5 protein-coding genes and 1 pseudogene are annotated in these 13,186 nt (G+C 61.7%); all 6 read left to right on the top strand.

What is annotated here, in order from left to right:
- Positions 1-1,275, top strand: a pseudogene (locus tag AC1DHD_RS07635) (DISARM system SNF2-like helicase DrmD); the annotation flags it as partial.
- The gene (locus AC1DHD_RS07640) at positions 1,265-5,317 is read left to right on the top strand and encodes an Eco57I restriction-modification methylase domain-containing protein (RefSeq protein WP_476879135.1); all 4,053 of its coding nucleotides are present in this window, start codon (positions 1,265-1,267) and stop codon (positions 5,315-5,317) included. The pseudogene AC1DHD_RS07635 and the gene AC1DHD_RS07640, both read left to right, overlap by 11 nt.
- Positions 5,318-9,055 (top strand): DISARM system helicase DrmA, encoded by a 3,738-nt coding sequence (gene drmA / locus AC1DHD_RS07645; RefSeq protein ID WP_476879136.1) that lies wholly within the window; start codon positions 5,318-5,320, stop codon positions 9,053-9,055.
- A complete protein-coding gene (gene drmB / locus AC1DHD_RS07650; protein ID WP_476879137.1) occupies positions 9,052-11,127 on the top strand; it encodes a DrmB family protein in 2,076 nt (691 codons plus the stop codon). The genes drmA and drmB overlap by 4 nt, the downstream gene beginning before the upstream one ends.
- Positions 11,128-11,132: 5 nt before the next feature.
- Complete coding sequence (gene drmC / locus AC1DHD_RS07655; RefSeq protein WP_476879138.1) at positions 11,133-11,858, top strand: DISARM system phospholipase D-like protein DrmC; 726 nt, start codon at positions 11,133-11,135, stop codon at positions 11,856-11,858.
- Between the two features lie 462 nt (positions 11,859-12,320).
- Complete coding sequence (locus AC1DHD_RS07660) at positions 12,321-13,019, top strand: hypothetical protein (protein ID WP_476879139.1); 699 nt, start codon at positions 12,321-12,323, stop codon at positions 13,017-13,019.
- Positions 13,020-13,186: the final 167 nt, after the last annotated feature.

A 13,186-nucleotide genomic window follows, 5' to 3' on the forward strand; every position in this document is an offset into this window, starting at 1 on the left:
GATCCGGAAGACAAGTCGTCTACCTCCTCGAACTACGCCAGGGACACCGACTATCTTGCCCGAGTCGCCCGCAAAATCTCCCGTGTGCAGGAAGACCTCGGGTCCGCGGGCGACATCATCGATCCGGATATCCAGCGAAAGCTTGGCTACGGAGACTTACCCGCCCGGCCGAAACTAGTCAAGGGCTCCGGCGAGCAAATCATTCAGACTGCCATGCAAGGCGAACACAATCTCCGCCGTGAACTAACTTCCCTTGCAGACAGGCTTGAGAGTTCCCGTGACCACCTTCACCTGCATGACCGCAATCTGCGCCGCGTTCTGGAAACCGGGCTGCGGGTGTCCGGACAGCCCGGCCTCATTGGTGTGGCCGACGACGACGAACAGGCTGACCTCTACGCGCTGCCGTCCGGACTCGACCGGACCTGGACGCCGGGGCTGGAGGGGCTGCGCACTCGTCTCCGCCCGGATCTGGAACGCCCCATCACTTTCGATGGTGAAGAGGCGAAGGGTCGCACCGACATAGTCTACGCCCACTTGGGTCACCCGCTTATCCAACGCGCCGCGCGTGAACTGCGCGGCCAAATCTGGACCCGCTCGAATCACATCCACGGCGTGAGCGCCGTGGTAGTCGACGGGCTGGAGCAGTCCTTCGTCGCCGGCGTCGCACGCCTGGTCGTTGTCGGGGACGGCGGCACTCGCCTCCACGAGGAAGTGTTCCTTGCAGGCACAAGGCTCACTCGACGCCAGGAACTCGGCGTCGAACGCTCGGAGGATCTTCTGGTCACAGCGCTGGACGCCGAGAAGTTGACTTCACCTGCCCCCGGAGTGCTCGCCGGACTGGCCGATCTTTGGAATTCAGATGGCGCAGACGACGGCGGCATTCGCCAGCGCGTCGCCGACGCCGTCGCCTCCCGGGCTCAGAGGTTGCGCAGCGGGATCGAGGAGGACCTTGTCAAGCGCAAGACCGCCGATCTCGAACGTGTGAACGAGGTTTTCACCCGGTTCCGCCAGACATTGGCGGGCACGCTCGACAATGCCGAAGAGCGCAAACGCGAGCTTGAGGACATGCTGTTCCACGAGGAGCAGCGCCAGCGCGAGAAGGACTTGATAAACATCAGAAGGCGTCTCGACGCCCTCGCCGAGGAGCAGCGCGATGAGCGGGACGCCGTGTCCAGGCGCTACGCCAATCTTCAACCGCACACATTTGTCGCCGCGGTCGTGTTCGCACTGAGCCCGGCAGATGCTGAGAGACTGGGGAAGAACGATGGCAACTAAGGACCCTTGGGAGTGGCTGTCTCTCGTCGACGTTGATGGGCCGTTCCTTTCGCGCGCAGCCCTCAAATCGGTGTTCCCCAACGGACTCGACCGGCCGTACAACGCCATCGACGACGTCAACAGCACCTTCATCTACGAGCACACTGTGTGGTCAAAGGTGTGGACCGCCCGTCAAGGTCAGCCAGGTCCCGCTCAGGACTTCGCTTCGCGGGACCGCTGGGTCACGTCAGTCCTCCGCGATCTTCTGCAGTGGGGCGACTACCTCGACGAGCATCCCGACTCCACGATCGTCGCCAGTTCGCCTGATGGGGACCTGACCGTACGCCCCTGGGCCGCGCTGGACGCCGGTGACGGCCGGGCCGCCCTGGTCGTAGTCGTCGACCCGACCGACGATCTCCGACGAACCGGCGCCGACGGGTGGGCCGCCGACGCCATCGACCGCACCGCCGCCCTCCTGCGCGAAGCGAAAGTCAGTGTCGGGCTCGTCACCGACGGCCGCTGGTGGGGCATCGTCTCCGCCGTCCGCGACGTCACTACAGCGAGCGGCGTCTTCGATTCGCTCATCTGGCGTGAGGAACGGGACAGCAGGGACGCATTCCTAGCCCTCGCCGGACTCGTCTCGCTCGCTGGCGGCGCCGCCGAGAAGCGTCTGCCGAAGTTGTTCGAGCTCAGCGTCGCCAGCGCCGAGGCAATCACCGAGGCCCTGGGCGACCAGGTCCGTCGCGCGGTAGAACTCGTCCTCCAGGCCATGTCCGAGTCGCACTTGCGGGCCATCGCCAACGGGGAGGAATCGCCTCTCCCGGACGACAGCAAGCAGGTCTACGAAGCGGCCGTATCCGTGCTCATGCGCGTCGTCTTCCTCCTCTTCGCCGAGGAACGCGCCCTGCTGCCGCAGCACCAGATGTACCGCGAGTCTTACGCCATTTCCGGGGTGCGCGTCGACTTGGAGCACCACGCGCAGAACGACACCGAAGAGGCCCTCGACCACACCTGGGAGACCTGGCACCGCCTACTCGCCGCCAGCACCGCAATCTTCTCCGGCGCCACATTCGAAGACACCCGGATGCCGGCGTACGGTGGATCCCTGTTCGACCCGGCCCGCTTCCCATGGCTACGGACGACCAACCCACAGGGGCAGCTCTCCGTCCGCGTCTCCGACCGGGTCATGCTCCAAGTCCTCAAGGCCGTGCAGATCGCACATGTAGGCGGCGAAGCCCGCCAGCTGTCATTCCGCGACCTCGACGTCGAACAGATCGGCTACGTCTACGAGGGTCTGCTCGGCTATTCCGCCGAATACACCCGGGACGTGGTCGTCGGACTCCAAGGCAAGAGCGGGTACGAGCCCGAAATCGCTTTGACCGAGTTGCGCACGATTGTCGACGCCGCGACCAACGGAGCAGACTTTGCCAAGAAACTCATCGACCATCTGGGCAAGACCCAACCCAATGCGAAACCCGCTACAGCACGACAAATCGCGAAAGCGTTCGAGGCGGACGACGAAACGACTGCCGCCGACGCCCGCACCCGCCTCGGTTTCGTGCTGCTTGGCCACACCGAGTTGGTCGACCAGCTCGCGCCGCTGCACGCCCTAATCCGAAACGACCTTCGCGACTTCCCGTACGTGGTCCCGGAGAACGGACTTGTAATGACCGAGTCCCCGCAACGAGCTAACACAGGTACCCACTACACCCCCCGGTCGCTCGCTGAGGAGGTGGTACTCCACGCGCTGGAACCCCTTGTCTACTCGCAAGGGCATCTTCTTGCCGATGAAGACAGCGACCGGGTCCTCAAAAGTTCGACGGAAATTCTCAACCTCAAGATCGCCGACATAGCCGCGGGTTCCGGAGCGTTCCTCGTCGCGGCCGCGAGGTACCTCGCGGATCGACTCATTGAAGCTCGCGCGAAGGAAGGACTCAGCGCCGACGCAAATGGCGACTCCAGGCGCTGGGCAATCCGTGAAGTAGTTGCTCGCTGCCTGTATGGGGCTGACATCAACGGCATGGCCGTTGAAATGTGCAAGCTCTCGCTCTGGCTAGTCTCTATGGATCCCGGAAAGCCGTTCTCATTCGTTGATGATCGTGTCTTCCATGGCAATTCGCTGCTCGGAGTCACCACGGAGCGACAACTTCGCGCCCAGCACATCGACCCACCTCATAGCCGAATCCTGCAAAGGAAGCTTCTTCAGCTCGACATCGACAGGGACCTCGCACGGGCGGCGCAGCTCCGCCGAGAACTGTCCAGCGGCCAGGTCGACGATGGGGATCGAATGCGCTCCACACGTGCCAAGCGCAGTCTTCTGGCAGAGTCGCGCGAAGTGACCGTCCGGCTCCGCGATGTCGCCGACGGCATTATCGCTGCCGGACTCCGTGAAGGGGGTAAACCCGGGAAAGGCCTAGACGGACGATATGACGATCTCGCTGATGCCCTGTACATGGCCTACCCGCAGCAGGATGTGACCGGTGATCGTAATCGACTCGACGCTATCCTGGCCGCTGGCCTCACTCCGACAGTGGACACTGACGACGCCCGATGGCGACCCCTGCATTGGGTTATCGAAGCGCCCGACGTCATCATCGACCATGGTGGCTTCGACGCAATAATCGGCAATCCCCCATTCGTCGGAAGCAGGTTTCTCAGTGGACTCCTCGGCAAGAACGTACGCGAATGGATGACCAACGTCGTCGCAATGGGAACTCAAGGACTCGGAGATTCTTTTGCCTACTTCGTGAGACGGAGTGCAAGCCTTGTAGCCGAGAGCCACGGGATTATTGGTCTCCTTTGCAAGGACTCGATTGCGGCGAAGGAGAATCGTAAGGTGGCGATGTCGCCGCTCTTGGAAGAAGGGATGCGCGTATATTCTGTCGTCGGGCCGCGAGAATGGCCGACCCAGAGCGCACACCTGCGGTACATCGTCTTTTGGGCCAGTCGGCACTTCGGGTCAGCCCGACCAACATGGAATGGTCAGACAGTGGACACTATCGGTGCGAATCTGGCTCCCTCAGCGAGGTCCATCAGCAGCTCCCCCGGCGAACGGCTCCCGCTGCCAGAGAACAAGGGTATGGCGTTCGTCGGGACCTATCCCAATGGAGTTGGTTTCCGGCTAACACCCGAGGAAGCAACTCGAATGGTTACCAGCGACGCGGTAAACGCCCAAGTCATTCATCAATACTTGGCAGCCAGCGACCTTTACCTCGCTCGGCCTCCCGTAGCGTCCGATTCGATCATCAAATTCGGAAACCGATCGATTGAGGAAGCTTCCACTTTTCGGGCACCATTTGAACGGGTAGAAAGATTAGTCAAACCTGAGCGGGCTACGAAGAAGCAGGCGCGGTTGAGGGACTATTGGTGGCAATTCAAGGCAAATGCAGACCAGCTATATCGTGGCATATCGGGCCTCAAGTACTACTTGGCGATTCCTCAGGACGGCAAGACTCTGATGCCGGTAAGAATTCCTTACTCCGACAATATTGTAATTGACACCAAGATCACCGTCATCGCTTTAGAGTCTCCCGCCGAGTTCGCTCTCTTATCCTCTGCAATACATCGCGTCTGGGTAGCTTCAGATTCCCACGGGTTAATTGGCTCGCTCAAGTACCTACCTAGAGCTTTTGAGACATTCCCGATGCCTCGGGTTTTGCTAAATGGCTTACATGCCGCCGGAGTCGACCTAGAGGCAGCCCAAAGTGAGGCGATGCGAGTCCTGGGCACTGATATGCGAGGGGCGTACACCGCGCTTACGCGATCAGGGCGTGAGACCAATGTGGAAGCACTACGCGCGCTATGGAGCGCCCACGAACGCGTCGACGCCTTAGTACTTGGATCCTACGGATGGCACGATATCCCCTGGCAGGCCAAAATCGTTGAGATAGGTGGAGTCAGTCAGCTTCTTCTTTCGGACGATGCGAATGAACTCGTCCTGAACCGTCTCCTTGACGAGAACCACCGCCGAGCGGCCCTTGAAGCGCAGAACGGCGGAAAGTCGGTCGTCGCGATGGAGCTCGACCTTGATCCGGAGACTGCCCCCGAAGGAGCGATGTTCTAAATGAACACCCAGACAGTACCCCTCCAACCGGCGACCTCCGCCCAGGTTCGGGACGAGCTCATCGACCTATTGGAGCGCGATCTGATCGGGCCGTGGGGCGGGCCGGACGAGACGGTCAATGGCACACCGCGTGCCCGGTACTTGGTAGGAGCGCTGGCGCCCGTCTCGATCAGCGACGACGACCCGCTGCCTCAGGCAAAGGCGCAGCCAGTAGTAGAGGGCCCGGAAGACTTCCGTGGCGTCGACGTTCCGGCAGTCCTGGACGCAGATGCAAGCCGTGACGTCCAAGGCGTTGTGGACGAGCCCGACGAATCCATCGCAGACGCTGGCGGAACCGACACTGACGAAGACCGCGGCCCGGAGTCCAAGCTCATCGCGCCGTCATCGATGGGGCTCCGCTTCCAGGTAGGGCCCGACGTGGGCAGCCTCGTTTTCACCGCGCGGTGGGGTCAGTACGAGTCCCGCCGGGAGACCGACGAGGACGGCCGCACGCAGACTTTCTACGACCGGACGGACCACGTCGTGCCGCAGACGATCGACATTGCGGCGGTCGGCGCTGGTAAGACGCTTACCGAAGTGATCGTTGAGGGCCACGTCGCGATCTCGGTCGAGGTCTTCGAGCACGACGGGCTGCGGGTGGTCGAAGCCGCGCTCCAGAACACCAAGGTAACCGGCAAAGAGCTCCCGCCCAAGGTCTGGCTGTTCCAGACCGAGCTGGAAGTCAGCGCCGAGGACGAGAGCGCAGTCTTCCGTCCCACCCGCGACGCGCTTGAGCAGGCACGTGACTTCGGCGACCCCGAGGTGCTGCAGCTCGATCTCCTGTACCGCGATCGCCTTGAATTCGCTGTCGGCCGCACGGCCTCCGCCACCTGGACCCTGCCGGATCCACAGTCCCGCACAGCCACTTCGGTGCGGACCACTTGGCTGCCCAGCGCCGAGGTCCCGCAGACCCTTGCACCAACCATCGAAGGCGCCGAGATGAGCATGCGGCTGCTAATGGATGCGTCTCCTGACCAGCTTGAGCAATACCTGACGCCGTTGATCGACGGCTACGAGACCTGGCTCGGTAGCCGACGCCTCGACGCTGCGGCTCTGCCCAAGCACCTCCATAAAGTCGCCGAAAGCGGAATCGAAGACGGCGAGGACGCGCTTAAGCGCCTGCGCGGGGGCCTCGGTCTGCTGACCAATACTGATCCGAACGCTCATGCAAGCGGGCAGGCTCGAAGAGCCTTTGCTTTCATGAACCGCACTATGCGCGAACAGCGCATTCGCTCCCAGATCGCGGGGCTCCGGAACGCAGATCGCGATATCACCGTCAAGGAGGCGACCGCAGCCATCGACGAGAAGGGTGATGGCGCTGCTTCATGGCGCGCCTTCCAGCTCGCGTTCATCCTGATGCAGCTGCCGTCGATCGTCGACCCGACGGTGCCTCGGCGGTCCGGTGACTTGCCCCGAGCGGAGCTCCTGTTCTTCCCCACCGGTGGTGGCAAGACCGAGGCCTACCTGGGGCTCGCTGCTTTCACGTTCGGCATCCGCCGCCTCCAAGGCGCCATTGAGACGCCCGGCGGCCTGATTGACGGCCGCGACGGTGTCGCCGTGCTGATGCGGTACACGCTCCGCTTGCTCACCTCTCAGCAGTTTCTGCGTGCCACCACGCTCATGTGCGCCGCTGAAGTAGTGCGGCGTGAAGACCCAGCGACGTGGGGCCAGGAACCGTTCCGCATCGGCCTTTGGGTAGGCTCAAGCGTCAGCCCGAAACGCTTTGCTGAGGCGGAGCAACAGGTGCGCGACGTGCGCAACGACGACGGCAACTCCGCCTACGGACTCACGGTGCTTCAGTTCAGCAGCTGTCCCTGGTGCGGTACGCCGATCAACCCCAAAGCGGATGTCGTTGCCGTGAAGACCACTCAGCGGATTCACGTGTACTGCGGGGATAAGCTCGGACGGTGCCCATTCTCCGCCGGCGGCAGCGCGGTTGAGGGGCTTCCCGTACTTACCGTGGACGACGAGATCTACCGCAACCCGCCAACTTTCCTACTGGCAACCGTCGACAAGTTCGCGAGACTGGCACGCGAGGGTGCGGCGGCGAGCCTGTTTGGCTATGTGTCGCAGCGGTGCGAACGGCACGGCTACAAGCACCCGGACACAGTGACCTCTGTATGCGGAGCTAGCGGTCACACCGCAAAATCGGAGGGCGGGAGAACCTATCCGAAGGCCGCAGTGAAGGATGTGGACCGTCTGCGTCCCCCGGACCTCATCATCCAGGACGAACTTCACCTCATCACCGGCGCGCTCGGCACTGCAGTGGGATTATTCGAAGGAGCGATAGACACGCTTTCAACGTGGGAGTACGGCTCTGCCGACAGCCCCGCGTTAGTGAAGCCCCTGGTTATCGCCTCAACCGCGACCGTGAGGAACGCCCGGGATCAGGTGATGAAGCTCTATGCACGCCAGGTGCAGATCTTCCCACCCCAGGTCCTATCAGTGACAGACACCTACTTCTCGAAGGAAGTCACTACCAGTGAGAAGGACCCCGGCCGGCGTTACGTCGGAGTTTGCGCTCACGGGGCCCGTCTGACCCTGGCGGAGATCCGAGTCAGCGAAATTCTGCTCCTCGCCGGCCAGAAGTTGTTCGACTCCCATGGTGCGGCGGCCGAGCCATACGTGACGCTAGTTGACTACTTCTCAGCCACCCGGGAGCTGGCCGGCATGCGCCGCTATCTCGAAGACGACATCGTCACCCGAACCAGCAACCCCGACAAAGACTCTGGTTACCCCCGGCGGGGGTCCAGTGGGCTGCGGATCGGCGAGCTGACGTCCCGCATCTCGTCAGCGGATATTTCGAAGACGCTCACCACCCTGGGTGTTCCGTTTGACCCGGACCGGGATACGAGTGAGGCTAAACGGGAATACGGTGTGCGGGCCGCAGCCGCCAAGAAGGCCGGCAAGAAGCTCCCTCCCCGGGACATGCCGTATGACGTGGTCCTCGCTACCTCCATGCTCCAGGTAGGTGTGGACGTGCCGCGGATTGGCTTGATGCTGGTGGTTGGCCAACCGAAGAACACTGCGGAGTATATTCAGGCGTCGTCGCGCGTTGGCCGTGAAGCCTCCAAACCCGGCCTAGTCGTGACGCTCGCCAACCGGTCCCGGCCGCGGGACATGGCGCACTATGAACAGTTCGAGCACTACCACGACACGTTTTATGCGCACGTCGAAGCACTGTCGGTGACACCGTTCTCAGATGCCGCTTTGGAACGGGGCCTGACTGGCGTACTGGTATCGGCGGCCCGCGTCGCCGACCAACGGAATGAGCCCTCGCTGTCGCCCGAAATCGGGGCTGGGACGATCGTGCAGCGGCGAACGTTCGTCGACACCCTTGTCGACCGGCTCGTTACACGGATCAGAATTGCCAGCGGCGGGAATGACGCGGTAGCGGACGCCGCCAAAAGCAAGCTCATCCTGCGCCTCGATAAGTGGACGGACGAGTCGGACAAGTGGTCAGGCGCCTTGACTTATCAAAAGGACTCCCTGGGCGGTGGGCAGATCGTGTCACCCCTGCTGGTGAGCCCGGAGACAGTGGTTCCCGACGAAGACACCCGGCTGTTTCAAGTGGCCAACTCGATGCGCGAAGTTCAGCCCGAGATCAATCTCCTTGTAACACCGATCGTTGGCAGACTAGCGGAGCCGCTAAGTGCAGCTGCGCCGAAATGGGTCTTCTCGAAGAAGGATGCGAAATGAGTCAAGTCGTAGAGGAAGAGGCATCCAGCGTCGCCGGAGTGGTGGCCAACCCGTTTGGGGAGCTGGAAGCCGCCGGCGCGAAGATCCACAGCCGCGTCGGCTCGGTGCGACCCAGCGCCCTGCTGTACACCTCGGGCATAGGGGCCACGGTGGACATGCCTCACATAGCAGTGATGCCTCAAGGGCTCGATGCTTGGGAGCTCGCTTACTCGAAGCAGGGCGGCCCGCAGCTGGTCTTGGTGCCGCGGCTGCTTGCGGCAGTCCGCAAGATGTTGCCTCGCGTTGACGAGCTGCGGCAACCCCCCTGGGTGCCGGAGAAAGCCCATGAAGGTGGCACCCCGATCGGAATCCCGACCCGAGTGTTCCCTCAGTGGCTTCGCTGCACCGGCTGCGACCTGTTGGCGCCTATCTCGGAGTCAACCAAGTTCGAGTTCGTGAACACAAGCAAGCACCGGCCTGACAAGGCGCAGTTCGTGCACAAAGCGTGCAAGGGTCGCCCCAAGAAGGGCCAGAAGCAGGGCACTTTGGAAGCGCGGCCGCGCCTGGCGGTGCCTGCACGTTACTTGATTGCCTGTACCGACGGGCACCTCGACGAGTTCCCCTATGTCGAGTGGGTACACGGCGCCGACGGCGACCCCGTGAAGTGCAAGGTCGCCAAGCCTGAGATGCGAATGATGGAATGGCGCTCAAACCTCGGACCGCAGGTGAAGATCTCCTGCGTGGCCTGCGACGTCTCACGGAACATCGCAGAGCTCACGCGGGCCGGCGGAGAAGAGATGCTTCCCGACTGCCGCGGCCGGCACCCGCACCTTCCCACTTACGCGCCGGCCGACAATCCGTGTCAGGCGGACGTCCGGCTGATGCTGCTAGGCGCCGCGAACCAGTGGTTCCCCGCCTCGGTGAGCGTGCTCGTGCTGCCCGCACGCAAGCACATCACGGGCGCGGATGTGGCCGAGACAGTGAAGGGATTGCCGGCCGTCACCTTCGCAGATGTGCAGACGCTCGACGATCTACTGGCGTGGCGGAAGTTCGGCCCGAAGGACGTCCGCTCGATCTTTGACGGAGTTGCTGATGACGCCCTCTGGAACGGAATCCAGGTCGCTCGAGGCCAAGTTGTCGCCGATCCCGAGTCCTCGCCCTCGGGCTTCGATCCGATCAGCCTGCTGGAACCGGAGTGGGACACTCTCGTCCACCCGGAGGATTTCGAGCGCGAAGACCGAAAGGCTGGCTTCCGCGTGCGGCCGGTGGAGGTGGCATCGGCCCTGCGGCCGGTTCTGTCCCACGTCGTCGCGGTGGAGAGGGTCAAAAAGGCCAATGCGTTCATCGGTTTTACGCGCATCGATGCCTTGGACCGTGTAGGCGACGCTCCCAACCGGATCGCTCCGCTCGTCCAGTCAGGGAAGCCGAAGTGGGTTCCCGCAACGGAGGACCGAGGCGAAGGAGTATTTCTGCGCTTCGATGAGGACGTGATTCGCGCCTGGGAGGACGGCGTACTCGGATCCAAGGTGTGGGAGTCCCATGTGGCCGCTCACGAGCGCAACGTCAAAAGGCGCCAGAGTCGCACCGCGGTGGCGATCGATCCGGCAGACCGAATGCCGCCGCCGCGATACTGGGCGCTGCACACGATGTCGCATTTGCTCATCCGTGAGATGGCAATGTCCAGCGGCTACGGCTCGGCATCGCTATCTGAGCGTCTTTACGCATGGCGTGAGACGGACGACCGGGAGGCTGCCGCAGGAATTCTGATCGCCACGACATCCCCCGACAGCGAGGGAACTCTCGGGGGGTTGGTTGATCTGGCCAGAACGGAGCGGCTGGAAGGGGTATTTCGGGATGCGCTGCGGCGAGCGGAACGGTGTTCTTCGGACCCTATCTGTGCGCATCGGGTGCCCAACGGTCAAGAGGATTTCCTACACGGTGCGGCCTGCCATTTCTGCCTGTTCGTGTCGGAGACGTCCTGCGAGAAGGCTAATCGCTTCCTTGACCGGCGCTTCGCACTAACGCTGAATTCAGGACCTGAGTACGCGGTCGATGGTCTGCTCCAACCGGTGCTCGAAACCTTCGGAGGCTAGGCGTCGTGGCAGATGCATTGCTTCAGTTGGCGCAGGCCCTGTCTGCCTCACAGGCGACGAGCATAGCCGCATCATTGGAAATCGACGGGCGGCTGGACCGAGCAACATCATTTTTGTCGGACTCCTCGGGTGCCGCGGTCGAGCTGCTGGGGCAGGCACTGTCATTGCTTGGCGATTCAGCAATCTTGGCGTCGGTGCTAAGGGGATATGCTTCTGCGTCGGGGCGGGCACCCGCCCCGCCGCGAGCCGTCTGGAGTGGTCCGAGCTTCCCGGGCGACGGCGACCACACGACTGCAGCTGTCGCGCACCTGGTAGACGAAGCTAAGGAAGACGTTCTCGCCTCGACTTACTCCGCATCGATCGACTCGCCGTTCGTCCAGGCCTTATGGCGAGCAATCGCCAGAGGTGTGTCCGTGACGCTTGTTCTTGAGGGGTCCAAGATGGCCGAAACAGCCATCCAACTCCAGGACAAGCTCCAGGGCGCGCGTTTCCTGAAGTACGTACCACCGAATAGGCAATACGGTCTTCAACACTCAAAAGTCGTCATAGTTGATTCTGCCCTCGCCCTCGTAACGAGCGCTAACTTCAGCGATGCCGCCGCTCACCGAAATCTGGAAGCCGGCGTTCTCATTCGCGATCCACTTTTTGCCTCGAAACTCAGACAGCGCTTCACATCTCTGCATAAGTCTGGGTCGCTTAAGGATCTGCAATCCAATGCTGCAAAAGTCTGACCTCCAAAGGAGTCGAGCGCCCGACCATATGATGGACTGCGGTCATAATTAAGAAATGAAAACATCGCTTGATGATCGACACCGTCCAACTATCCTCGTATGGGCAGCATTGAGCGTCGGTGAAGCTCTACCCCACGCGCAGGACGAAATCAGCTATCTCAGGGACTTTGAGCGGAAAGGCCTCTGTCGAACCATAGTCATGAAAGACCAGCCTTGGAAGATGCTGTCGGCAGCCCTATTGGAGCATGCGCCTGACATATTCCATTTCATTGGACACGGGGACAAGAGGGAAACCTGACATTCAACGCCGGTGGCGCACTTAGCTGGAGCCTCGAACCTCATGATTTGATGGCGATCCTCAAGGCGGCGCCAGATGGGGGCCCCCGGGGTATCTTTCTGAACGCATGCTGGTCGTCAAGCCGGGCCCCTCACCTGACGCCGGCAGACAGGTGGCTCGTCAGCATGGATAGACCGATATCTGATGACGTCGCGGCCCTTTTCGCGGATTATTTCTACACGAACATGTTGTTGCCCACAGGTCCGCCATCTCCGCATGCCGCACTCAAACTCGCTCAAGAAAACCTTCGAGTTTCCGGAGCTTCAGACGGTGATTTCGTTCAGTCAGCTTGGCTGAGTCAGACGGGTGGTCTCGTTCGCGACGAYGGAGAGCTGGAAGTTGTCGACTTCGTTCGCGCGGCCTTCAACCGCAATGCTTTTCGGACACCGGCCGTCCAAGAATTGACGCTGGACTCTCTGAGAGTGGCTCTAACCGACGTCTCGATGGCTCTTGCAACCGGACGGCTCGTTACCAGAGAGACACGACATGTTTTCCGCTTGATTAAACTTCCCCGGCTCCATATGCCTGATTTCGATCGATTTGCCAGTGCTGTAAGGGATGCAATGAATCGAGTCAATCGCTCACTGGCAGTTCTCGGCGAGAAATTTCCCGAGTTCAATTCATCACCGTCCGCCTCCGTCATGGTCTCAACCGGCGATCTACCTCAGGTTCTTCGACTCATGGACGAACTGGACCGAGCCCGTAATCAGGTCATCAAAGTTCTCAACGACTACCTAAGGGAGCATAGCCTTACCGTTTTCGCGGAGATTCCGATGTCCTCGCTAACAGACACTGCAAAGTATCTGCAAAACAAATTCAAGTGATGAGGTTGTCGACACATGGGTGGGCCGACTGGATGAATACGCCCCAGCCGTGGTCTGCCATCTTCGATTTCGTCAGCCCAGCAGTCGAGCTGAGCCGCCAGGCGGCCGCCGCGGATGGCGCCACCGGACGGCAAACCGTCCCATCTCTCCGGCGTCTTCCTAAAGAC

Source organism: Arthrobacter sp. 05L45_2, assembly GCF_056397525.1.